At 70.4% G+C, this 21,455-nt stretch carries 18 protein-coding genes; 10 read left to right on the forward strand and 8 right to left on the reverse strand.

Annotated features, from left to right (window positions below; all coding sequences use genetic code 11):
• Positions 1-234 precede the first annotated feature (234 nt).
• From AB0K60_RS05410 to AB0K60_RS05425, 4 genes are all read right to left on the reverse strand, one after another.
• A complete protein-coding gene (locus AB0K60_RS05410; protein WP_364048869.1) occupies positions 235-1,137 on the reverse strand; it encodes a carbohydrate ABC transporter permease in 903 nt (300 codons plus the stop codon).
• A gap of 28 nt (positions 1,138-1,165) precedes the next feature.
• The gene (locus tag AB0K60_RS05415) at positions 1,166-2,428 is read right to left on the reverse strand and encodes an ABC transporter permease subunit (protein ID WP_364049289.1); all 1,263 of its coding nucleotides are present in this window, start codon (positions 2,426-2,428) and stop codon (positions 1,166-1,168) included.
• Positions 2,429-2,695: 267 nt separating this feature from the next.
• Entirely contained in the window at positions 2,696-4,030 is a 1,335-nt protein-coding gene (locus tag AB0K60_RS05420; protein ID WP_364048871.1) for an ABC transporter substrate-binding protein, read from the reverse strand.
• Between the two features lie 78 nt (positions 4,031-4,108).
• Positions 4,109-5,368, reverse strand: a complete 1,260-nt coding sequence (locus AB0K60_RS05425; protein WP_364048873.1) for an ABC transporter substrate-binding protein — start codon at positions 5,366-5,368, stop codon at positions 4,109-4,111.
• Between the two features lie 132 nt (positions 5,369-5,500).
• Between AB0K60_RS05425 and AB0K60_RS05430 the strand changes: the two genes are divergently transcribed.
• The 5 genes from AB0K60_RS05430 (at position 5,501) to AB0K60_RS05450 (ending at position 9,947) form a co-directional block, all read left to right on the forward strand.
• The gene (locus AB0K60_RS05430; RefSeq protein ID WP_364048875.1) at positions 5,501-6,007 is read left to right on the forward strand and encodes a PadR family transcriptional regulator; all 507 of its coding nucleotides are present in this window, start codon (positions 5,501-5,503) and stop codon (positions 6,005-6,007) included.
• A 54-nt stretch (positions 6,008-6,061) separates the two neighbouring features.
• The gene (locus AB0K60_RS05435) at positions 6,062-6,817 is read left to right on the forward strand and encodes an ABC transporter ATP-binding protein (RefSeq protein ID WP_364048877.1); all 756 of its coding nucleotides are present in this window, start codon (positions 6,062-6,064) and stop codon (positions 6,815-6,817) included.
• A 208-nt stretch (positions 6,818-7,025) separates the two neighbouring features.
• The gene (locus AB0K60_RS05440) at positions 7,026-9,287 is read left to right on the forward strand and encodes an FtsX-like permease family protein (protein ID WP_364048879.1); all 2,262 of its coding nucleotides are present in this window, start codon (positions 7,026-7,028) and stop codon (positions 9,285-9,287) included.
• Between the two features lie 81 nt (positions 9,288-9,368).
• A complete protein-coding gene (locus tag AB0K60_RS05445) occupies positions 9,369-9,701 on the forward strand; it encodes a DUF6247 family protein (protein ID WP_364048881.1) in 333 nt (110 codons plus the stop codon).
• The gene (locus AB0K60_RS05450; protein WP_364048883.1) at positions 9,702-9,947 is read left to right on the forward strand and encodes a hypothetical protein; all 246 of its coding nucleotides are present in this window, start codon (positions 9,702-9,704) and stop codon (positions 9,945-9,947) included.
• Between the two features lie 157 nt (positions 9,948-10,104).
• Here AB0K60_RS05450 and AB0K60_RS05455 read toward each other — a convergent pair whose 3' ends face one another.
• Positions 10,105-10,806: a DALR anticodon-binding domain-containing protein gene (locus AB0K60_RS05455; protein WP_364048885.1), complete on the reverse strand. Its 702-nt coding sequence runs from the start codon at positions 10,804-10,806 to the stop codon at positions 10,105-10,107.
• Between the two features lie 67 nt (positions 10,807-10,873).
• On the opposite strand from AB0K60_RS05455, the gene AB0K60_RS05460 reads away from it, so the two are divergent.
• A complete protein-coding gene (locus AB0K60_RS05460; RefSeq protein ID WP_364048887.1) occupies positions 10,874-11,284 on the forward strand; it encodes a helix-turn-helix transcriptional regulator in 411 nt (136 codons plus the stop codon).
• A gap of 5 nt (positions 11,285-11,289) precedes the next feature.
• Here the strand turns inward: AB0K60_RS05460 and AB0K60_RS05465 are convergent, their stop codons facing one another.
• Positions 11,290-13,386 (reverse strand): hypothetical protein, encoded by a 2,097-nt coding sequence (locus AB0K60_RS05465; protein ID WP_364048888.1) that lies wholly within the window; start codon positions 13,384-13,386, stop codon positions 11,290-11,292.
• Positions 13,387-13,517: 131 nt separating this feature from the next.
• On the opposite strand from AB0K60_RS05465, the gene AB0K60_RS05470 reads away from it, so the two are divergent.
• Both AB0K60_RS05470 and treS read left to right on the forward strand, forming a co-directional pair.
• Positions 13,518-15,173 (forward strand): asparagine synthase C-terminal domain-containing protein, encoded by a 1,656-nt coding sequence (locus AB0K60_RS05470; protein WP_364048890.1) that lies wholly within the window; start codon positions 13,518-13,520, stop codon positions 15,171-15,173.
• Between the two features lie 268 nt (positions 15,174-15,441).
• Complete coding sequence (treS, locus tag AB0K60_RS05475; RefSeq protein WP_364048892.1) at positions 15,442-17,142, forward strand: maltose alpha-D-glucosyltransferase; 1,701 nt, start codon at positions 15,442-15,444, stop codon at positions 17,140-17,142.
• Between the two features lie 143 nt (positions 17,143-17,285).
• Here the strand turns inward: treS and AB0K60_RS05480 are convergent, their stop codons facing one another.
• Positions 17,286-18,185 (reverse strand): alpha/beta hydrolase, encoded by a 900-nt coding sequence (locus AB0K60_RS05480; RefSeq protein ID WP_364048894.1) that lies wholly within the window; start codon positions 18,183-18,185, stop codon positions 17,286-17,288.
• A 187-nt stretch (positions 18,186-18,372) separates the two neighbouring features.
• Here AB0K60_RS05480 and AB0K60_RS05485 point away from each other — a divergent pair, with 187 nt between their 5' ends.
• Entirely contained in the window at positions 18,373-19,914 is a 1,542-nt protein-coding gene (locus AB0K60_RS05485; RefSeq protein ID WP_364048896.1) for a long-chain fatty acid--CoA ligase, read from the forward strand.
• Positions 19,915-20,043: 129 nt separating this feature from the next.
• On the forward strand, positions 20,044-20,811 hold the full coding sequence (locus AB0K60_RS05490) for an alpha/beta hydrolase (protein ID WP_364048898.1): 768 nt from the start codon (positions 20,044-20,046) through the stop codon (positions 20,809-20,811).
• 83 nt (positions 20,812-20,894) lie between these two features.
• Here the strand turns inward: AB0K60_RS05490 and AB0K60_RS05495 are convergent, their stop codons facing one another.
• Positions 20,895-21,410, reverse strand: coding sequence for a QsdR family transcriptional regulator (locus AB0K60_RS05495; RefSeq protein ID WP_364048900.1), 516 nt, complete (start codon positions 21,408-21,410; stop codon positions 20,895-20,897).
• Positions 21,411-21,455 lie beyond the last annotated feature (45 nt).

Here is a 21,455-nt window from a genome sequence, read left to right on the forward strand (position 1 = left end):
CCCGCGCCCTCCGACAGTAAGGGCCGCTATGCCCCATCCCGCCCCGGCAAGATCCATACGTCTCGGCGGGTCGGCCGCGATCCGGCCGCCCCTACGGGAAAGGCGCGGACCGCCGTCCCGGGCAGGAGAGGACGGCGGCCCGCAGATCGGGGGCTTGTGGTGCGGGGGAAAGGCCTCCGGTGCCCGTCTGCCCCCGTGAGGCGGGCACCGAAGGCTTCGCCTACCCGTCCCGGGTCACTTGACCGATCCGGCCAGCAGGCCCTGGACGAAGTAGCGCTGGAAGGCGAAGAACAGGATCAAGGGGACGATCACCGAGAGGAACGACCCCGGGGCGAGGATGTCCACGTTGGTCCCGAACTGTCGCATCTGGGACTGGAGCGCCTTGGTCATCGGCTGGTTGGCGGTGTCGGCGAACACCAGCGCGACGAGCAGGTCGTTCCACACCCAGAGGAACTGGAAGATGCCGAGCGACGCCACCGCCGGCTTGGCGAGCGGGAACACCACGGTGGTGAAGATCCGCCACTCGCTCGCGCCGTCCATGCGCGCCGCCTCCAGCAGCGACTTCGGAATGCCGACGAAGAAGTTGCGCAGCAGGAAGATGGCGAACGGCAGGCCGAACGCGACGTGGAACAACACCACGCCCGGAATCGACCCGAAGATGTTGAGCGCGCCGTACAGGCGGGCGATCGGGATCAGCGCGATCTGGATCGGCACCACCAGCAGCGCCACCACGATCAGGAAGAGCGCGTCCCGCCCGGGGAAATCGATCCAGGCGAAGGCGTACGCCGCCAGCGCCGCGATCGTGATCACCAGGATCGTCGAGGGCACCGTGATGAACACGGTGTTCCAGAACGACGAGGTGAACCCGGTCGCCAGCAGGTTGCTGTAGTTGCTGAGGGTCAGCTCGGCCGGGGCGGTGAAGATGTGCCACCAGCCGCTGGCGTTGTTGGCCTCCTCGTTCCGCAGCGACACCACCAGCAGGCCGAGCGTCGGAATCAGCCAGAACAGGGCCAGCAGGACGAGCCCGACCTGCAGCACGCCGCCGCCGAACCGGTCGGCGAGGCGGCCGGCGAAGCCGCGCCGGGGGGCGCCGGTGGCCGTGGAGCCACCGGCCCGGGTGAGCGTGGCGGTGGTCATGCGGCCTCCCTCATCCGGAGAGACGTGCTCATTGGTTATCCCTCCTGAACCGGCGGATGTTGAAGAACATGAACGGCAGCACCAGCACCAGGAGGAAGATGGCCAGGGCGCTGCCCAGGCCCTGGTTGTTGCCGCCGCCGAACGACACGCGCCACATCTCCAGCGCGATCACGTTCGCCTGCGGCTGCACCGACCCGGGCGCGATGACGAACACCAGGTCGAACACCTTGAGCACATTGATGATCATCGTGACGAAGACCACCAGCAGCACCGGCGACAGCAGCGGCACGGTGATTCGGCGGAACACCTGCCACTCGGTCGCCCCGTCGATGCGGGCCGCCTCCAGCGCGTCGCGCGGGATCGCCGACAGGCCCGCCGCGATCAGCACCATCGCGAATCCGGCGTACACCCAGATGTACGCCCCGATGATCGCCGGCGTGATCAGTGTCGGGCCGAGCCACTGGAGCCCGTTGAACGGCGCGGAGAAGTTGTCCTGCGGCAGCCGTACCGTGTAGGAGCCCGCCGGGAGGTTGGCGAAGCTGAAGGTGCCGTCGGCGGCGGTCGTCGTGGTGGCCCGGACCTGGCCGTCGGACACGGCCTCCACGGTGATGCCCTCCAGGCCCTTCTCGGTGCCGTCGACCTGGTTGGGGGCGCCCCCGCCGCCCTGGGTGAAGTCCAGCCAGACGGTGCCGGTGAGCGAGCCGGGCGTCGCCGTCGCCGCCGTCGCCGGAGCCGCGTCGGCCACCGCGTCGGGGCGCAGGCCCACCAGCGGCAGCAGCACGGTCTGGCCCGGCTGGGCCGGCTGCTTGGTCACCACCGCGCCGTTCTGCGCCGCGTCCGGCGAGGCGTCGTTCTCGCGCGGGCGGGCGCCGGGGTAGCCGGTGTTGGAGGCGAACACGTCCCGCACCGTGGTGATGACCGCGTTGGCCACGCCCTTGTCCGGGTCGGCGTCGTAGACCAGCCGGAAGATGACGCCCGAGGCCAGGAACGACACCGCCATCGGCATGAACAGCACCAGCTTGAACGCCGTCACCCAGCGGATGCGCTCGGAGAGCACCGCGAAGATCAGGCCGAGCAGGGTGACGAGGGACGGCGCCACCACCACCCAGATCAGGTTGTTGCGGATCGTGGTGAGCGTCGCGGGGTCGGTGAAGATCGACCCGTAGTTGCCCAGGCCCACGAAGGAGTTGCCGCTCGCGTCGAACAGGCTGCGCCAGATCGAGTAGATGATGGGATAGACCACCCAGGCGCCGAGCAGGATGAGCGCGGGCAGCAGGAACCACACGGCCACCGCGGGGGACGGGCCGAGCCGATCCGGCCCGCCCTTCCCCGGCGCGTCCGAAGAGTTCGAGGCGGTCCGCGGCGTGGCCCCGGGGGCCGCCGCCCCGACCGCGGCGAGCCGGGGGGCGGCGGTGGACTGGTCACGGTCGGCCCGGGCGGCGGCGCCGGGGCCGGATTCTTCGCGTTTCGGTCCGGTGGAGACGCCGGCGGCGACGGGCTCGTCGCCGCCGTCCGGCGTCCGCGGGCCGTTCAACCGATCGGTCACGGCCTCGCCCCTTTACTGGTCCCAGGCCTTCTCGGCGTCGGCTTCGAGCTTCTTCTGAATGCCGTCGATGTCGGAGGGGTTGCGCAGCAGGTCCTGCAGGCCCTTCCACTCGCCCTTGCCGTCGGTGCCGCCGAAGGCGCTCGGCGCGAGGTCGGACATGTCGTACCGGACCGCCTCACCGGCGGAGATGATGGTCTGCGCGAGCTGGCGGGTCAGGTCGCTGGGGTAGTTGTCGGGGGAGACGTTGCGGTTCGGCGACAGGTAGCCGGGCGTCTTGGCCCACACCGTGCCGCCCTCGGCCGAGGCGAGGTACTCCAGCAGCGCCATCGCGCCCTCGGAGTCCTTCATCGCCACCGCGATGTCGCCGCCGAGCACGACCGGCGCGGTGTCACCGGCCTTCGGGAACGGGAAGATCTTCGCCTCTTCGCCGATCTTGGCGCCGGACTGGGTGGCCGAGGCGGCCACGAAGTCGGCCTCGATCACCATGCCGGCCTTCTTCTGGCCGTACACCTGGGTGACGCAGGTGGGGAAGTCGGTCTGCAGCGCGCCGGAGGAGCCGCTGAGCATGAACTCGTTCTTGCCGAAGATCTGGACCATCTTCTCCATGGCCGTCTTGACCGTCGGGTCGGTCCACTTGATCTCGTGCTTGGCCAGCTTGTCGTAGTTCTCCGGGCCCGCGGTCGACAGGTAGATGTTCTCGAACAGGTCGGTGAGCGTCCAGCCGGAGGCGCCGCACAGCGAGAACGGCGGGGTGCCGGCGTCGGCGAGCGTCTGGGCGGTCTTGCCGATCAGGTCGTCCCAGCTCGCCGGCGGGGTCGCACCGGCCTCGTCGAAGGCGCTCTGCCGGTACCAGATGATCGACTTGTGCGCGGCCTTCACCAGCACGCCGTACACCTGGCCGTTGGCGGAGCCGAGCTCCTTCCAGTACGGCGTGTAGTTCTGGTCGATCTGCGTCTGGACGGCCGCCGACAGCGGCTTGAGCGCGTTCTGGTCGGCGTACTGCTTGACCAGGCCCGGCTGCGGCAGGATGGCGATGTCCGGCGGGTTGCCGCCCTGGATGCGGGGGCCGAGGTAGGCGCCGGTGTCCTCACCGGTGGAGGCATAGGTCACCTTCGCGCCGGTCTTGGCCTGGAAGGCGTCCAGGACCTTTTGGAAGTTCTCCTGCTCCTCGCCGGTCCACTTGGCCGCGACCTCGATGGTCACGCCCTCCAGGGTCTTGCCCGCCGCCGAGGCGCTGCCGCTCGCTGACGGCTGGCCTCCGGCCGACTCGGCTCCGCCGCCGCCGCCGCTACAGGCCGCGACGCCCGCGAGTGCGAGGATGGCGACCGCCGCTGGCAGTCTGCGCATGACTTACCTCCTGCTTTCTGCCCCCGAGCATTGATCTGTTGCGTTGATGTGAGGTGGGAAGGCAGGGGTCGCCTGCCTCTAGGGTGTTCGAACCGTCTGGGCGAGCTGCTGCCGCAGCCGCGTCATGGTCTCCGGAACCGATCTTCGGAACGCCAGGGCGTCCGAGACGTTGCCGGCGATCACCAGGCTGATCTGGTTGTAGTTGGCGTTCACCGGGCGGGGCCGGGCCCGCAGGATGGTGTCCTTGAGCACGGGCAGATACGGAAAGTCCTTGATCAGGGCCGGGTCGTCGTAGAACCGGGACCACACCGGGGCGAACGAGCCCTCGGTGAGCACCAGTCGCTGGATGTCCGGCCCGGTGAAGTAGCGGATGAACTCCAGGGCCGACTTCTGCCGCTTGGAGGAGGAGTTGACCGCAAGGTTGTAGCCGCCGAGCGTGCTGATCGCCGGCCCGTCCGCGCCCGGCATCGGGGCCACGGCGAACTTGCCCTTCATGGGGGAGTCCTCCGCCGGGCCGTACGCGTAGGGCCAGTTGCGGGCGAACAGCAGCCGTCCCTGCTGGAAGGCGAGGCGGGACTCCTCCTCCTTGTAGGAGAGCGCCTCCTGCGGGATCCAGCCCTCGCGCAGCCCGGTCACCATGAAGTCCAGCGCCTTCTGCGCGGCGGCGTCCACGGTGGCCGTGGTGCCGTCGGCGTTGAGCAGCTCGCCGCCGGCCGACTGGACCGCCTCCAGGTAGTTGACGGTCAGCCCCTCGTACGGCAGGAACTGGCCGGCGTAGCCGCCGATGTGGTGCTCGCGGCTGAGCCGGGACGCCTGCTCGCGCAGCTCCGCCCAGGTCGTCGGCGGCTTGAGGCCCTCCTTGTCGAGGATGTCCTTGCGGTAGTAGAGCAGGCCCGCGTTGGTCGAGTACGGCACCGCGTACAGCTTGCCCTTGTACATCGCGGTCTTGACCGCCCCGGGGAAGAACTCGCCCAGCGGGAACATGCTGGCGTCGAGCGGCGTGATCCAGCCCGCCTCGGCGAACTCCGCGGTCCAGATGGTGTCGAGGGCGAGGATGTCGAAGCGCTCGTTCCTGGCCTGGAGGTTGGCGACCATCTGGGCGCGCTGCTCGTCGGCCGCCTCGGGCAGCTCCAGCATCTTGACCCACTCGTCCGGGTGCGCGCGGTTCCACCGGTCGAGCAGGGGCTGGAAGTAGGAGGTGGTGTCCTTGCCGACGACGAAGGTCATCGGGCCGCCGGCCGCCGCGGCGAGGCCGGGCGCGTCCGCGTCGTCCGGCGGCCCCCCGCAACCGGCCAGCAGCAGCACCGCCGCCAGCAGGAGGGGAACCAGTCGGGACACGTGTCCTCCGGGCTAAATCACGGTTACATACGTGTTAGGTAAGTGCATGCATGTTATGCATAGCGCTAATGTGGGCGTCAACAGACAATTACGTAACGCTCCGGTAACGCGGACACACCCGAGGGAGGTGGGGTGCGGCTCCATCTGCTGGCGCTCCTGAAGAAGGAACCTGCCCACGGGTACGAGTTGAAACAGGCGCTTGAACAGACCTTCGGCCAGGCCTATCCCTCCCCGAACATCGGGCAGATCTACGTGACGCTCGGACGCCTGGAGAAGGACGGCCTGGTACGCGCCGTGGACGTCGAGCAGAGCAACCGGCCCAACAAGAAGGTCTACTATCTGACCGCCAAGGGCTCCGAGGCCCTGGAGGAGTGGGTCGACTCGCCGACGGAGGGGCCCCGGGTCCGCGACGAGTTCTTCATGAAGCTCATCCTGGCCCCGATGACGGGCATCGCCGACCGCATGATGCTGATCAACCGCCAGCGCCGCCACTATCTGAGCCTCATGCGCGACCTGAACCGTCTCGCCGACGGCACCGATCCGGACAACCGAGTCGCCCACCTGCTCATCGAGGGCGCGATGCTGCATTTGCAGGCAGACCTCGACTGGCTGGAGCGTTGCCAGGAAGATTTGGCATGACCGGTTAGGACCAGGAGCACGACCGGCCGGTGAACGGAAGGAGCGGTGACGCCGATGACCCCCCCACTGGCTCCCGTGGTGCGCACCGTCAACCTTGAGAAGATCTACCAGAACGGCGGTGTGCCGGTGCCCGCGGTGCGGGGGGTGGACCTCCAGATCGAGGAGGGCGAGTTCGTCGCGATCATGGGGCCGTCCGGATCCGGCAAATCCACCCTGATCCACATGCTCGGCGGCCTCGACGCCCGCACCAACGGGGAGATCTGGCTCGACGGCAGGCGCGTGGACACCCTCTCCGAGAGCGCCTGGGCCGTGCTGCGCCGCAAAAAGGTCGGCTTCGTCTTCCAGTTCTTCAACCTGGTCGCCAACATGACGGTGGCCGACAACGTCGAGTTGCCCGCGCTGCTCACCGGCGCCTCCGCCAAGGAGGCCCGCGCCCGCCGCGAGGAACTGCTCGACGCCCTCAACCTCACCGACCGGGCCGACGCCGCCCCCGGCCACCTGTCCGGCGGCGAGCAGCAACGCGTCGCCCTCGCCCGCGCCCTGGCCAACCAACCCCGGCTGCTGCTCGCCGACGAGCCCACCGGCAACCTCGACAGCCGCAACACCCGCGACGTGCTGCGCCTGCTCGGCCGGGTGCACGCCAAGGGCCAGACGATCGCCCTGGTCACCCACGACGCCCGCGTCGCCGGCATGGCCGACCGCGTGATCAGCCTCCTCGACGGCCAGATCGTCGACGACGCCGACGTGGCGCCCGCCCGCCGCCGTCCCCGCGGCGGCACGACCGGCGACGTGATCGAGCTGCGGGGCTGATTCCGGCGATGTACGGCACCGCGGCACCCGTGGTCCCACCGAGCGCGCTCGCGGCCCGGCCCCTCCGGCGCCCACCGGTCCGCTTCCGGTCCGCCCGATTCCTGACGACCTGCTCCTGGCGGGTGCGGTTCCTGTCCGTCCGCTTCCTGCCTGCTCCTCCGCTCGCTCCGCCCCCGGTACGCGCCACGACCCGTCCGGAGGCGTCCTGATGGGGGCCGCCGGGCGATGGATCCGGGCCGACCTGCGAGCCCGGCGAGGCCAGGCGGCGCTCACCGTGCTCGCGGTGGCGGGCATCGTCATGGCGCTGATCACCGGGGCGACGCTGCTGGAGGACGGGACCAACCCCTGGCGCGGGCTGTTCACCCGGGGCAACGGGGCGCACGTGTGGATCCACACCGTGCAGCCGCCCGACCCCGCCGTGTTGCGCGCCCTCGACGGGGTCACCGACGTGGCGGGGCCGTACCGGAGCGCGCCGGGCACCCTGGTGCAGAGCGGCAAGAAGACGCCGGTCACCTTGCAGGAGATGCCCGCCGCGCTGCCCCGGGTGGGGCGGCCGACCCTGTACGAGGGACGCTGGCTGGACCCCCGCGACCCCGAAGGGGTCGTGGTCGAGCGGTCGTTCGCCAAGGCGGCCGGGCTCCGGCCGGGCAGCGCGTTCACCGTCACCGGACTCGACGGCGTGACCCACAACCTGATCGTCGTGGGGCTGGCGGAGAGCGGCGACCAGGGCTTCTACCCCGAGTGGACGCCGGGGCTCGCCTGGACGCTGCGCGAGACCCTGCTGACGGTCGAGCCCAAGACCGCGCGCAGCGAGTCGGTCACCGGGCTGCGGCTGTCCGACCCCGAGCTGACCGATCTGACGGTGCAGCGCACCGTCACCACGCTCGGCGGCCAGGTGCAGCGCGTGTCCACCTGGCGCGAGGTGCGGGCGTCGATGGAGCTGGACAACCGGCTGCTCGGCGTGCTGCTCGCGCTGTTCGGCACGGTGGGGCTGGTCGCGGCGGCGCTGGCGATCGCCAACGCGGTCGGCGGCCGGGTGCTCACCCAGCTCCGCGACATCGCCACGCTGAAATCGCTCGGCTTCACCCGCGGCCAGGTCACCCGCACGCTGCTGATCGAGCACGGCGCGCTCGGGCTCACCGGCGTGCTGCTCGGCGTCGCCGGCGGCTGGGCGGTCACCGTGTACGCGCTGCAGGACCTGGTGGTGGTGCCGCTGTCGCTCGGCCCGCTCGCCGCCATCGCCGGGGGCACCGCGCTCACGGTGCTGGTCGCGGTCGGGCTGCCCGCCTGGCGCGGCGGCAGGACCCCGCCCATCCCCGCGGCCCCCGCCGCGCCCCCGCGCGGCAAACTGTCGCGGCTGGCCAGGCTCGCCCTGCTGGTACGGCTCCCGCCCGCCCTGGTGCTCGGCGCCCGCGACGCCTTCACCCACCGGGCGCCCGCCGCGCTGACGACGTTCGGCCTCGCCGTACCCATGATGATGATCAGCATCGGGCTGGGCTGCTGGGCGACCCTGGACGACTTCCGCGACCACCCCGAGCGGGTCGGCCAGGCCGCCGCGCTCACCGTCCGCCCCGGCTCCGTGCCCGCCAACGACGTACGGCGACGGGCGCTCGACGACCCCGACGTGGCGGCGGCCTACCCGGGCGCCGAGGTGGACACCCTCGTCCCCGGCCAGACCCGCACGGTGCGCGCCCGCGCCCTCGGCACCTCCAGCGACCCGTACCCGTTCCACGTCGTCGAGGGACGCCTGTTCCGCGAGCGCGGCGAGGCCGTGGCCGGTCAGGGCCTGCTCGACCTGATGGACGCCCACATCGGCGACCGCGTCCGCGTCACCATCGGCGGCACCCCCCTCATCGTCCTGATCGTCGGCCGCGTCATCGAGCCCGAGCAGGACGGCGAGGTGCTCTCCTTCGGCATCGACAGCCTCGCCGCCAAGGACGCCGTCCCCATCCCCTTCTACAGCCTGGTGCTGCGCGACGGCGCCGACCCCGCCGACGTCCGCGCCCGCCTCCAGGCGGTCGGCCTGGAGGTCTCCCAGCCGGTCAACCCCGCCGACCGCCTGGCGATCATCCGCGTCATCATCGTCGCCCTGGTCGCCGTCCTCGCCCTGATCGGCCTGGCCAACCTGCTCACCGCCAGCGCCCTCGGCCTGCGCGACCACGCCTTCGACCTCGCCGTCCTCAAGGCCATGGGCCTCACCCCCCGCCAGGTCACCGCCACCCTCGTCACCGCCACCGGCCTGCTGGTCACCCTCGGCGTCCTCACCGGCACGGCGGCCGGCGCCTCCCTGTCCGCCTGGCTCATCGACCTGCAGGGCGCCGCCAGCGGCGTCGGCTCCGGCATCGGCCGCACCCCGCCCCTGCCCACCCTCGCCCTATCCGCCCTCACCGCCATCGGCGCCGCCCTGCTGGTCGCCCTCATCCCCGCCCGCCGCGCGGCCCGCTCCCAACTTCCCCACGCCACCCGCTGACCGCCGCCATGCATTCCCACCGTTCTCCGGCGAAGATGTCGGCTCTCCTCTGTACTCTTCAGATGGGGAAGGGAGTTACGCATGACCGCGCAACCGCAGGATTTCGCGTCCGCCGACATGCCGATGCCGGACAAGAACCTGCGAGCCATACGCGCCGCACTGGTGGTCCCCCAGGATCGGGAGGCCTTCGACGCCGGGCTTAAGGCCGTACTCGACGAGGTCAGGGTCAGTCTCGACCTCGGGGTGCTGAACGCGTTCGTGCACCGCTGGTGGATCTCCGCCTGCGACTCGGTGAAGGACCCCGAGGGCCGTCGGATGATGCACGCCCGTGCCGAGCAGGTCATGGCCGGTGAACCCGTCCCCAGCGGCAGGCCGTGGCGCGAGATCCTCGCCGCGCGTGGTCTTGACGTGTAGATGTACACACTCATCATCGATCCGGTCGCCGAAGAACAGATCGCGGCTCTGCCCGGCGAAGCGCTTCGGCCCCTCGCGGAGCTGTTCACCTTGCTGGAGACCGCGCCGTGGAGTGGGGAACCCTACAATCCGGCCAATCCCAGATCGAGCATGCTCACCCACGCCTTCGGCGAACGCGGCCTCGCCACCTACGTCGTACAGGACCACCAGCGTGAGGTCTATCTGGCACGCGTCGAATGGCCATGACGCGACGCCGGCCGCCTATCGCTCGGTGACCCCCTCGGTTTAGGCGCGGTCAGGGGCCGAGGCGCGGTGTCTGCGTGCGCGGGCCGCGGTCGAGGAGATCGACGGTCCACCGGGTGCAGGCGGTCTTGCCTCGGGCAGCGACGCTCTCGGAGGGCGGTCAGATTCTGGCCGGTGGGGGTTCTCCCAGGGCGGTCAGGGCCGTGGCGAGCACGGTCTGGACGGCCTGGGCGAGTCGGAGGCGGGCGATGTGGAGGTCGGTGAAGGGATCGTCCCCTGTGGGGATGGCTGGGGCGTTCTCGTGGGCGTCGTGGTAGGCGGTGGCCAGGCGATTTAGGTAGGGGGCGGGGTCGCGGGTGGGGCGGAGGGATCTGCTCGGCCATTCGGCCAGGACGCGGAGGGCGGCGCGGTCGTGGGGGGCGGTCAGGAGGGCGGGGTTGAAGGCGGACGTGGCGGGGAGACCGAGGTCTCGGGCCCACCGCTGTACGGCTACCGCCCGCGCATGCGCGTATCGCACGACGAATCCGGGGTTGTCCCACGTCCGCGGCAGGTCGGGCCACCTGGCCGCGGTGTCGGGCCGATCGGATATTCCGGTGGCCGGTGCCGGGCGATGGCCGTCGGTCTCGTCGATGATCTCTCGGACGATCTCGCCGGGAGTGGTGACGGTTATCAGCATCAGTCCGTTGGGCGCGATCTCCACCGCCCGTACGCCGGGGACGGCGCGTACCCGTGCGATCAGCTCAGGGGCCGCCGCATGGGCGCGCAGCGCCGCCGGGGACGCGTAGACCGCGTTCTGCCGCCAGGAGCCTTGAGGCGCCGGGACGTCCCCCAGGATCTCGCCAAGCCGGAAGGGTGTCGCCACATCAGGAAGCGTAGGCGGGTTCGGGGCTCACCTCTCACAGTCCGGGTCAGCGGTAGGGTGAGGGACCGTGACGACGTTTCGGATCAGCGAGGCGGCCGCGTTGCTCGGCGTCAGCCCCGATACCGTCCGGAGGTGGGTGGACGGCGGGCGGCTCGCCGCCCAGCGTGACGAGCACGGCCACCGCGTGTTGAAAGGCGCCGATCTGGCGGCGTTCGCGCGTGCTCAGACCGCTTCCGACACCGGCTCCGGGCAGTCGTCGGCGCGTAACCGCATCCGGGGCATCGTGACCGAGGTGATCAAGGACGCGGTCATGGCGCAGGTGGAGATCGCCGCCGGGCCGTACCGGGTGGTGTCGCTGATGAGCCGTCAGGCCGCCGACGAACTCGGGCTCGAGGTCGGAGTGGTGGCGGTCGCCGTGATCAAGTCCACGAACGTCGTCGTCGAGGTGCCCGACTACAGCCGTACGGCGAGCGGCTGACGGCCTCAGATCAGCGCGAGGGGCTCGGCGGGGACGTAGCCCTGGAGCTGGGAGGCGCGGAAGAGCCGGTGCTCGGCCGTGTCGCGGCGGCAGACATAGGAGTAGCGATCGGCGGAGTAGACCCGTACGCCCTCGGCGCGGCACTGGCGCATGAGGGATTCGTCCCACTCCTCCGAGACGTCGGCGATGCCGAGTTCGGTGAGGGCGGGGCGGCGGGCGAGGATCGTGGCCCCGGCGACCTCCGGCAGGAAGCGGTGCTCGGTGCCGGGCTGCCGCAGCAGGGTCGCGCCGGCCTCGGGGATGTGGGCGTAGAAGGACGCCTTGCCGAGGACCTCCGCCTCGACGGCGGCGAAGTGCCGGACCAGGTCGGCCAGGTAGTGCTCGCCGTAGAGGTCGCGGGGGTCGAGGACGGCGATCAGGTCGCCGTCGGCGAGGCGCAGGGCGCGGTCGAGGGCGGCGCCCCGGGTCACGGGGCCGTCCGAGCCGCGGACCACCACGTCGCCGTCGATCACCGCGGAGGCGGCCTTCTCGGTGAGCGTGACGTCCACGCCCTCGGTGACGACGACGAGCTGACCCGGCGCGTACGCCTGGCGGCGGACCTGGGCCAGCAGATGATCGAGCTCGGCCTCGTCGCGCACGGCCGCGATGGCCGTGATCGTCGTGCCGCCGCGCACGCTCGGCAGGCCCGCCATGTCCAGGATCGGGTCGAGCAGCGGGGTCACGCTCACCGTCGCCCGCCAGGCCAGGTGGGCCTGTACGGCCCGGCGGTCGGCGTCGGCCAGCAGCGCCGCCACCTCGTCGACGACGGGCTCCGGCTTGCGGCCCGCCTTGACCGCGGGCAGCTCGACCACGGGAGTGCCGCAGGCGGCGAGCTCGGCGAGCGTGCGAGGGTCGGCGTCCTGACCGGCCACGACCACGGCCGGGCGGCGGTAGGCGGTCAGCAGATCGTCATAGCTGATCTTGTCGGTGGGCTCCTGACCGGGCAGGGGCCGCCAGATCGGGCCGACGGGGGCCGGAGGCTCGGCGGGCGCGTCCTGTTCCGCGACGGCGGGGTTGGGGACGGGCTTGGCGGCGGGCTTGGGCTCCTCGACGCCCATCGCCGACAGGGGCACGGTGCCGAGCGTGACGACCTCCTCGGTCCGCCCGCCGTCCACCGCCGGAACGAGGTTGTGCACGCGCGGCTGCACCGCGTACGGAAGCACGCCCACCCGATCGTGCTTCAACGCCGCGCGCCACTCCCGCGCCCGCGCCTCGTTGATCGTCAGCACGTGATCGAAGTACATGGCCGCGGGCACGAACGCCGACAGCGGCCCGCCCGAGTGCCAGAACAGCGTCCGGATGCCGCGCCGCTTGCACTCCTCGACCAGGTCGCGCAGGGCACGGTTCTCCAGCGCCAGCGCCTCCAGCCATCGGCCGCCGTTGCCCTGCCGGGCGCCGGGCCGTACGGACTCGACCAGCAGCAGGTTGGGCTGGTGCTCGTCGAGCATGGTGAGCCAGTTCTCCGGCCCGAAGTTGGTCACCTGCCGCCACTCGTACCGGAACAGCGCCTCGGACTGCCGGTCCACGATGCAGGCCACGGTCATGTACGACCGCGCCAGCGGGCCCTTCGGCACCACAAAGCCCTCGGCGAGCGGCGCCGACACCTTCGGCGGCGGCGCGGGGGCGGCCGCGGCCGGCTGCTTGACCGGGATCTCCGGCACCTCCGGCGGGAAGTCCGAGCGCTTCGGCGCGGGACGGCGCTGCGCGGGCGCGCGCACGCTGCGCAGCTCGCGGGCGAGCCGGGCCGGGTTCTTGCCGCTGGAGTTGATCGCGCCGCCGAGCCGCAGCCAGCGGCTCTCCCGGACCGACTCCAGCTTCCACTGCGCCACCTCGGTCTGGTAGCGCTGCTCGGCGAGGCTCTTGGCGAGCTTGCCGAGGTGGCGTTCGGACAGCTTGAGGCGCTCCTCGGCCTCGCGCAGCCGGGCCATCGCCTCGGCCTCCCGCTGGGACGCCTGCTCCAGGCGGCGGCGGTAGTCCTCCAGCAGGCGGGCCAGTTCGGCGGCCTCGGCGGCGTGCGCGACGGCCTCCTCCAAGGCGTGGCGTGTGGCCTCCAACTCCGACATCCGACTCTCCCCGCTTCATCCCTAGAGGTCGAGAAAGGATATCGACGAACACGCCTCCAACCCGCGCTTTTCGGTCAATTCCGTACACTCAGCGGGGTACTCACGTCGTCTTCGATGCGAAGGAGAGCCGCGTGCGCAAGGGCGCCTGGCCGACATACACCGCTCGGCCGTACGTGTGCGGTGCCCTCGGCCCCTTCACCGCCGACCGGCTGGCCGCGTTGCGCGAGGCCGGGCCGGCCACGCAGGCGGTGCATGAGAGGCCGGGGGCGGCCCTGTTCGCTTCGACGGCGCTGGAGCCGTACGGGCCGGGGGCGTTCGCCTGGGGGGAGCGCCGGCCGGACGGCGCCGCCGCGTCATGGCTGAAGGTCGCCGAGACCTGGGAGACGCCGGGCCTGATCGACCGCCAGGACGAGGTGACGCTGCACACGGGGGCCTTCGGCCTGATCGACGTGTACTACCTGGAGGCGGGCGGGGCGATCTACTTCGCCGGGCTGATCGAGCCGCTGCTGACGCTGGCGCGTACGCCGTACGAGGTGAACTGGGACGCCTGGGCGGCGATCCTGCGGCTCACCTACCCCCTGCTGGACGACACCCCCTACCGCGAAATCAAGCGCCTGCCGGGCGCGACCGCCCTCACCTGGTCGCGCTCCCGCGAGCGCGTCACCGTGGACCGGCGCGCCCCGCGCTGGGTGCGCGAGGAGCCGATCGACCGCGGCGTCACCGCCCGCGACGTCGTGGCGCTGCTGCACGAGGCGCTCAAGCCGTACGACGACCGGCCGCTGCTGGTGCCGGTGAGCGGCGGGTACGACTCGCGTCTGCTGGCGAGCGTGGCCGTGGCCCGGCGCATGGACGTCGAGTCGTGGACGACCAGCCCCGACGACGGCCTCGACAACGACATCGACTTCGCCCGCTACATCACCCGCGAGCTCGGCATCAGGCACCGCATCATCCCCCAGGACGCCGCCGCCTACCCCGACGAGGCGCTGTGGACGGCGCGCAGGCTGGAGTACCTCACCAGCCACCACGCGTGGTACGCCCCCTTCGCCCGGGAGGTCCACAAGGGCGGCCGGGCCATCGTGGACGGCCTCGCCGGCGGCCCGCTGATGAAGAACTTCCTCATCACCGCCGACGCCGTGGACGCCGGCAGCGGCGCCTCCCGCCGCGCCGCCCTGCTGCGCGCGCTGGCGACCGGCGAGCCGCACCTGCCGGTGCTGTCCGAGCGGGCGCTCGGCTGGATCGACGAACGGGTGGCGGAGGCGTTCGCCCAGGCCACCTCGATGCTGCGCGGCCACCGCGCCGAGCTGCCGCTGAGCGTCCTGCACACCCGCACGGCCCGCGGCATCGCCCGCTCCCCGGTCAACCTGGCCGGGCCCGAGGTTACGCCGATCTTCCCGTTCCTGCACGCCGAGTTCTTCGACGCGGCCCTGTCGGTGCCCGTGACCCGCAAGGAGGGCGGCAGGTTCTACCGGGAGATCCTGCGCGCCGCCAACCCGCGCGTGGCGTCGCTGCCGTCCACCAACGTCCCGCTGCTGCCGACCCGGCGGGTGCCGCTGCGCTCGGGCGGCCCGGCGGCGCGGGAGTGGAACCACCGGATGCTGCGCCGTACCGCCGAGATCGACGGCCTGCTGTCGGACCAGATGCGCGACGTGATCGACCGGGGACCCGACGCGCTCACCGCGTTCAACTCCTGGAACTCCCGTTTCTGGCTGCGCGGGCTGGCGCTGTTCGGCGCGTGGCTGACCGATTACGCGGACACGCTCGGCGATCTGACTCCGCCCTGGTCGTGACCTCACCATCGCCGTACGCGTCGGTGCGGTTACGTGCGTATTCACCGGCGGCGACGGTTTTCCGAGCGCAAACGACGACGGAGTGCAGGTGAAACCGATTCAGGCTCGGCCATAAGACTGGTAATGTTCGGCTCCAACGCCGCCAGGCACGGGGGACCGCGACACGATCAGGGGTTCTGCCCAGGGCAACGAGGCTCGAAGAGAAAGCCCAGGCGGCGGACGCATACCGGAAACACCTGCTTCCTTCTCTTCATGTGAGTGAGACCTCATGTGCGCTTCAGCCTGCCCTGATCCGGTGTCGGAGGACTTCACCTCCCGGGATCCGCAGTGGTACAAGCGGGCCGTCTTCTACGAAGTGCTCGTCCGAGGCTTCAAGGACTCCAACGGCGACGGCACCGGTGACCTGCGCGGGCTCATCGAGAAGCTCGACTACCTGAAGTGGCTCGGCGTCGACTGCCTGTGGCTGCTTCCGCTGTACGAGTCACCGCTGCGCGACGGCGGGTACGACATTTCCGACTACGGGAAGATCCTCCCCGACTTCGGCGACCTGTCGGACTTCGTGAAGCTGGTGGAGCAGGCGCACGCGCGAGGCATGCGGATCATCACCGACCTGGTGATGAACCACACCAGCGACCAGCACCCCTGGTTCCAGGCATCCCGCCACGACCCGACCGGCCCGTACGGCGACTTCTACGTCTGGTCCGACGACCCGACCAAGTACGCCGACGCCCCCGTGGTCTTCGTCGGGGTCGAGGAGTCCAACTGGACCTACGACCCGGTCCGCAAGCAGTACTACTGGCACCGCTTCTTCCACCACCAGCCGGACCTCAACTACGACAACCCGGCCGTCCAGGAGGCGATGCTCGAGGTCCTGCGCTTCTGGCTCGACCTCGGCATCGACGGCTTCCGGCTGGACGCGGTGCCGTACCTGTTCGAACGCGAGGGCACCACCTGCGCCGGCCTCCCCGAGACCCACGCCTACCTCAAGCGCATCCGCGCCGAGGTGGACCGGCTCTACCCCGACCGCGTCCTGCTCGCCGAGGCGAACGGCTGGCCCGAGGACGTCGTCGAGTACTTCGGCGACCCCGCGACCGGCGGCGACGAGTGCCACATGGCGTTCCACTTCCCGCTGATGCCGCGCATCTTCATGGCCGTGCGGCGCGAGGACCGCATGCCCATCACCGAGATCATGTCCCGCACCCCCAAGCTGCCGGACACCGCCCAGTGGGGCATCTTCCTCCGCAACCACGACGAGCTCACCCTCGAATCGGTCACCGAGGAAGAGCGCGACTACATGCACGCCGAGTACGCCAAGGACCCGCGGATGCGCGCCTACCTCGGCATCCGCCGCCGCCTGGCCCCGTTACTCGAGAACAACCGCGACCAGATCGAGCTGTTCATGGCGCTGATGTTCTCCCTGCCCGGCTCGCCCGTCATGTACTACGGCGACGAGATCGGCATGGGCGACAACATCTGGCTCGAAGACCGCGACTCGGTCCGCACCCCCATGCAGTGGACCCCCGACCGCAACGGCGGCTTCTCCGACGGCGACCCCGGCCGCCTCTACCTCCCGGTCATCATGGACCCGATCTACGGCTACCAGGCCATCAACGTCGAGGCCCAGATGAAGCACCCGACGTCCCTGCTCAACTTCACCCGCATGATGCTGGAGACCCGCCGGCAACACCCGGTCTTCGGCACCGGCGCCTACATCGAGCTGTGGTCCCCGAACCCCAGCGTCCTCGCCTTCCTCCGCGAGGACGGCGAGGATCGCATGCTCTGCGTCAACAACCTCTCCAAGCACCCCCAGCCGGTCGAACTCGACCTGTCCCGCTTCAAGGGCATCAGCCCCGTCGAATGCCGCGGCCAGGTCGCCTTCCCCCCGATCGGCGACCTCCCGTACCTGCTCACCCTCCCCGGCCACGGCTTCTACTGGTTCTCCCTCAAGGACCCCGACCGCACCGCGTGAGGCGACTCCCCGGTATATCGGCCGAGGACACGCCGGGGGACACGCCGGGGATACGGCGTGCCGGAAACAGGCGTAGGCCGCCCCGCCGAACCGACCGAAGTCGGCGCGGCGAGGCTCCACACCTTGTCGCCGTTCTCCGCGCCTTACCCCCGGTCCGCGCGTCGCAGGTGGGCCAGTAGTGCCTGGTTCACCGTGTCCGGAGCCTGTTGGTGTACCCAGTGCCCCGCACCGTCGACGACGAGAGTGCTGAGCTCCTCGAATGCCTTCGCGCCGGCGTCAACGCGCATGAAGGTCGCGACGGGGTCGGCGCTGCCGGTGACAAAGAGGGAGGGGGATCTGATGACCTGGTTCGATGCCGCCTTGGCATGCCGCCAGTTGTCGTCGATGTTGCGGTAGTAGTTGAGCCCGCCGGAGAAGCCGGTCTCACGGAACCGGTCGACCAGTCGGCCGAAGAGCTCCGGAGGCATCCAGTCGGGGGGAGCGACCGCCTCCTCGCTCTCGATCAGGTCGTAGCGGTCGCTGAGGATCGCGGCGAGCGTACGGCCGACGTCGCGCGCCAGCATCGCCTCGGGCGGGCCGGGCTCCTGGAACCTGAGCTGGTAGAACCGCTCGCCCCAGCGGGCTCGCAGGATCCGCGTCGGCGGCGCCGGCGCGGGCACCGCGTACGGCACGCTCAGGCCGGTCAGCGACAGGACCGCCTCCGGGTGGTCCAGGCCAAGCCGCCACACGCAGGCCGCGCCCCAGTCGTGTCCGACGAAGTGCGCCCGTTCGACGCCCTCGTGTTTGAGCAGGCCGATCAGATCCAGCCCGACCGTGTGCGCGGCGTACGCCGACCGTTCTCGCGGGCGGGAGCTTCGGCCGTACCCGCGCATGTCCGGGGCCACCACGCGGTAGCCGGCCTCGACCAGCGCGGGGATCTGAAGCCGCCAGGTGACGGCGAGGTCGGGAAAGCCGTGCGCCAGCACGACGAGTGGTCCCTCACCGGCCACCGTCACGGCGAGATCAATGCCGTTGACGTGCCACAACGCCGACCGCGTGCTCACGCGACGCCCGGGTTGCGCCGTACCGGCATCGTGCGGACGCGGTCGACGCCCCGGTCGTAGCCAGGTCGGCGTGCCACCAGATGCACCTCCCGGCCGGCCGTACTCATCGATCATCTCCTCCGGTCCCTGCGATTGAAGCGATGTTACACATCAATTAATGTAACAGCAGGTGAATCGAGGGAGAGATATGACGAGCCTGGCAACCCTGATCGACGAGGCCGCGTCGCGGTATGGCGACCGGCCGGCCATCGTCGCCGGACCGAGGCGGCTGAACTTTCGCGAGGTGGCCCACCGCGCCGACCTCCTCGCGGCCGAGCTCTCACATGCGGGCGTAGGACGCGGCTCGAAGGTGGCCCTCAGCTGCCCCAACGTGCCGGAGTTCTCGATCGCCTACTGGGCGATCCTGAAGGTCGGCGGGGTCGTCGTCCCGCTCAACGTGACGCTGCGAGCGCGAGAGATCGCCTACCACCTCGACAACTCCGACGCCGTCGCGTACATCGTCCATGACGGTCCGGAAGGCGCGCCGCTCGTCGACACCGCGCGTCAGGGGTTCGAGAAGGCGGAACGGTGCCACATCCTTGGCACGATCGGCGCCGCCGAGACCGACGGCGCGACCACCTGGCAGGGTGAGCCCCTGACCGGTCGAAGCGAGTGCCGGACCACGCCGCTCGACGACGAGGACACCGCCGTCATCATCTACACCTCGGGGACCACCGGGCAGCCCAAGGGCGCGGAGCTGACCCACCGGAACCTGCGCACCAACGCGGAGGCCGCAGGCGTCCTGTACGGCCTTGACCCGACCCGCCCCGACACCTACCTGCTGGCGGCGCCGTTGTTCCACTCCCTGGCGCAGACGTGCGTCCAGAACGCCGCGACGGCTTACGGGTGCACAGCGGTGATGCTTCGGCAGTTCGCCGCGGAGGCCGCGCTGCGCGCGATGATCGACGAGAAGGTGACGGTGTTCCCCGGCGTTCCGACGATGTACTGGGCGCTGCTTGGCGCACTCGACAAGGTCGAGGGTGCCGACCGTCTCAAAGGCCAACTGCGCGTGGCCGCCTCGGGCGGCGCCGCGCTGCCGGTGGAGCTCCGCAAGGAGTTCGAGGATCGCTTCGGGACGACGATTCTCGAAGGCTACGGGCTGTCGGAGACCTCGCCCGTGGCGAGCCATGCGGTGCTGGGGGAAGCACCCCGCCCGGGTTCGATCGGCAGGCCGATCCCCGGTGTGGAGATGAAGCTCATCAACGACGACTGGTCCGACGTGCCGGAGGGCCCGGACGCCGTCGGCGAGATCGCGATCAAGGGCCCGAACGTCATGAAGGGCTACTACGGCCGCCCGGACGCCACCAGCGCGGCGATCAAGGAGGGCTGGTTCCGCAGCGGTGACCTGGCCCGCAAGGACGAGGACGGGTTCTACTACATCGTCGGCAGGTTGAAGGACCTGATCATCCGCGGTGGTTACAACGTGTACCCGCGCGAGCTGGAGGAGGTGCTCATGGAACACCCGGCCGTCTCCCTCGTCGCGGTGATCGGAGTCCCGCACCCGTCCCACGGGCAGGAGATCAAGGCGATCATCGTGAAGGCCGCGGGTCACGAGGACGTCACCGAGGAGGATCTCCTCGCGTGGGGAAAAGAGCAGTTCGCGTCCTACAAGTACCCGAGGATCGTGGAGTTCCGCGCGAGCCTGCCGCTGACGTCCACCGGCAAGATCCTCAAGCGCGAGCTGTCCTGATCCGGTCCGTCATTCATGGGGAACTCGCGAGTGACAAGGCGCAAACCCTTGCGCACGCCCCTCAGGTGCGGTTAACGTGCGAGACACGTTACAGATCCACATACGTAACAACCCGCAAGGGGGCCAACGATGCCCATCACCACCAACGGGATCCACCACGAGGAGCGCGGCAGCGGAGACCGGACCATTGTCCTGCTTCCGGGCTTCGGCTGCTCGATCGCCTGCTGGGCCGAGATCGCACCTCTCCTCGACGGCTACCGCACCATCCTCATGGACCTCCCCGGACACGCCGGCTCGGTCGGGGCGCACGCCGACGGCGATCTCCCCACTCTCGCGGAAACCGTCTACGACGCGTGCCGCGAGATCGGACTCACCCGCTTCATCGTGGCCGGACTGTCGCTCGGCGGCGCCATCAGCATGCGGATCGCCCTCGACCACCCCGACGAGGTGGAGGCCGTCCTGGGGATCATGCCCTGGAACGCGGGCGGCACCTCCGCGGGCGACCCCGTCATCGAAGGATTCAACGCGGCGTACGGCGACATCGAGACGATAACGGCGGGCATCACGAGCATCTCCAACGACCCCACGAAGACGACCGACCTGCTGCACACCATGCCCACCGTCACGGAGAAGATGTGGCGAGGCTGGCTCGGCGGAGGCGCGTTCACCAGCATGGCCGACAAGCTCCCCGGCCTGCGAGTACCGGCCTTCTACCTGGTCGGCGGCAAGGACTTCGTGGTCAACCAGGCCAAACAAATTGACGACGTACGCTCGATTCCCGGCGGCCGGTTGGTGCTGCACGCCGACCTGGGCCACCTCGCCTGCTACGAGGAGCCCGAACTCGTGGCCCGGGAAATGCTCAACTTCCTCGACACGCACGCGATAGCCCCGGCCTGATCCCCGTACGGCCGTCCACGATGGTGTGGCGCCCAGCCCGACCGGCTGGGCGCCACACGTGTCTTAAGCACAGAACCGCTCTGTCAGGACAGAAGAAGCCTGATGGCCGCACCGACCTTGGTGGCGTCCGGCGTATCGCCGGTGATCATGTCCACGTAGCAGAACGACTCGCTGATGCGAACCGCCAGATACGCGAGATCCTCAATGGGCAGATCCCCGACCGGCCCGGGCAACTCCTCCCGCAACAGGTCGGTCACGTACGCGATGTAGTTACGCTGCAGTTCGCTGCTCCGCGTTGTCAGAATCCGCAGGGCGATCTCCCCTTCCTGCCGCAGGAAGGTCTGCATGAAAGGGGAGGCCAGCACCGTGGCGATGAACCGTTCGAGGGTCTGTGCCACCGCCTCGACCCCGGAGGCCGCGGCCTCCTGCCGGCAACGGTCGAGGGTCGGCTTGGCCAGAGTCCAGTTGACTTCCCCCAGCAGCCGGTCACGACTGCCGACCCACCGGTTCAGAGTCATGCGGCTGACTCCGAGCTCGTTCGCGAGGGCCTGCATCTCGACGCGAACGCCTCTGATGAACTGCTTGCGGGCCAGCGACACCGCGGCCTGCCGTCCCTGAGCCGCAGATGTCTCTGCGCCACGACG

It is taken from the genome of Thermopolyspora sp. NPDC052614 (assembly GCF_040678635.1).
GTDB lineage: Bacteria > Actinomycetota > Actinomycetes > Streptosporangiales > Streptosporangiaceae > Thermopolyspora.